This is a genomic window from Streptomyces sp. NPDC050422 (assembly GCF_044458665.1).
GTDB lineage: Bacteria > Actinomycetota > Actinomycetes > Streptomycetales > Streptomycetaceae > Streptomyces.
On record NZ_JBITIE010000063.1, the window covers coordinates 1 to 1845 of the forward strand.

Annotated in this window: 1 protein-coding gene; it reads left to right on the forward strand. The window is 68.8% G+C overall.

From position 1 onward, the window contains the following. The first annotated feature begins 195 nt into the window (after window positions 1–195). Window positions 196–1809, forward strand: a complete 1614-nt coding sequence (locus tag ACIBJG_RS38785) for an IS1182 family transposase (RefSeq protein WP_399315061.1) — start codon at window positions 196–198, stop codon at window positions 1807–1809. The last annotated feature ends 36 nt before the right edge of the window (window positions 1810–1845 follow it).

Below are 1845 nucleotides of genomic sequence, written 5' to 3' on the forward strand. Positions count from 1 at the left end.
AGCTTGACTCTGTCGGGGATCTTGGAGTTTCCCAGTGGGCCGGCATGATCAGCGGGCATGCTCGGGTGGTCCCGATGACCGATGCAGCTGTCGAGGTGCCCGTTGTCCCTGCGCCCGCGTTCTGGTGAGCACGTACCGTCTCTGACTGCGCGGATCGCGCGGGCGAGCAACCCAGGTGGTACGACGGCGATATGGGTGCGCGATCGACTGGACGGGCTGTGGTGCGACGAGGACTTCGCCGACTGGTACCCGCGTGACGGACGCCCGGGTCTCTCGCCTGCCCAACTGGCCACCGTCTGTGTGCTGCAGTTCCTGCTCGGCCTGTCGGACCGGCAGGCGGCCGAGGCGGTCCGCTGCCGCATCGACTTCAAGTACGCGATGGCCATGGAGCTGGACGACCCCGGCTTCCACCACAGCGTGCTGGCCGATTTCCGCGACCGTCTCGCCGAAGATGACCGTGCTGACCGACTCCTCGACCTCGCGCTGGCCCGCCTCAAGGAGGCCGGACTGGTACGCGAGCGCACCACGCAGCGCACCGACTCCACCCACGTCCTGGCCGCGGTGCGCGACCTGACCCGCCTGGAGCTGATCACCGAGGCGGTCCGCGCCGCACTCGAAGAAGTCGCCGGCACAGCCCCTCACCTGCTGGACGAACTGGTCGACGAGGACTGGGGACGCCGCCACGGGCGGCCAGTCCGCCTGGGCAAGAACCCCACCAAGCCCAAGACCAGGATCCTTGCCACCGGAAACGATGCCGTCCGGCTCCTGGAACACCTCTACCAGCACGGAGCGGACCGCACGTCCGGCCCTCGCGTCCAGGCCCTGCGCCAGATCATCGTGCAGAACTACCACCATGACGCCGCAGGACACCTGCGCTGGCGCACCGCCGAGACGGAAGGCGGGCCCGGGCTGCCGCCCTCGTCCCGGGCGGTCGTCTCGCCCTACGACACCTCGGCCCGCTATGCACGCCATGGACACATCATCAGCTGGAAGGGGTTCTCCGCTCACCTGACCGAGACCTGTGCCCCCGGCAGCCCCAACGTGATCACGGACGTGGCCACCACCGCGGCCACCACACACGACAGCAAGGTCCTGCCCGGCATCCACACGCGCCTGGCCCGTCGCGGCCTGCTGCCCGCCGAGCACCTCGTCGACAGCGGCTACACCTCCCTGCCCCACCTGGAACAAGCCGCCCGAGAACACCAGGTCACCGTCACCGGACCACTGCCGGGCAACCCCACCCGCCAGCACCGCCGAGGCGAGGGCTTCGCCCGGGACGACTTCCACATCGACTACGACCGTGAGCAGGTCACCTGCCCTCAGGGGCAGGTCAGCGCGGGCTGGCACGGCCCCTATCCGACCTCCTCGCCCACCGCGGCCCCGCTGATCGTGGCCAGGTTCACCAAGAGTCAGTGCCGGCCCTGCCCGGCCCGTGCCCAGTGCACGAGCACCGCCGACAGCGCCCGCACTGTGGGCTTTCCCCCACGAGAACTCCGCGACCTGCAACTCCGCGTCCGCACCGAGCAACAGACACCCGAGTGGAAGACCCGCTACGCGATCCGCTCCGGAGTGGAGGGGACAGTCAACGAATTCGCCCACGGCCACGGCATGCGACGCTGCCGCTACCGAGGACAGGGAAAAGCCCACATCCAACACGTCCTGACCGCCATCGCCGTCAACATCGAGCGCCTCAGCAGACTGCCACCGACTGAGGACGCACCTGCACCCCGCCGACCGACTGCCTTCCAGAACTACCTCGACCAGCGCGAGCTACCCCGACCGAAATCCTGGCGAACCCTGGGCACCTGACCTCGACAACTCCAAGATCCCCGACAGAGTCAAGCT